Consider the following 320-nt stretch of genomic DNA (forward strand, 5'->3'; position numbering starts at 1 on the left):
GTACGTTTCTGGCCAAGTGCTGAAACCTTTAGTCAGACCATTTTCAATGTCGATATTCTGGCGCGCCGTTTACGTGAATTGTCATTCCTGAATGCCGGTGTGCGTATCGTACTGCGTGATGAACGCATTAATGCTGAATATGTATTTGATTATGAAGGTGGTCTGTCCGAATTTGTGAAATATATCAATGAGGGCAAAACTCACCTGAATGATATCTTCCATTTTACTACGATGGCGGAGAACGGGATCGGGGTAGAAGTGGCATTACAATGGAATGATTCTTATCAGGAAAATGTACGCTGCTTTACCAACAACATCCC

1 pseudogene is annotated in these 320 nt (G+C 42.8%); it reads left to right on the forward strand.

Annotation, left to right across the window (positions count from 1 at the left end):
* Positions 1–320: pseudogene (gene gyrB / locus B4033_RS13180) on the forward strand (DNA gyrase subunit B); the annotation flags it as partial.

Source organism: Acinetobacter sp. UBA3132 (assembly GCF_002364825.1).
Classification (GTDB): domain Bacteria; phylum Pseudomonadota; class Gammaproteobacteria; order Pseudomonadales; family Moraxellaceae; genus Acinetobacter; species Acinetobacter schindleri.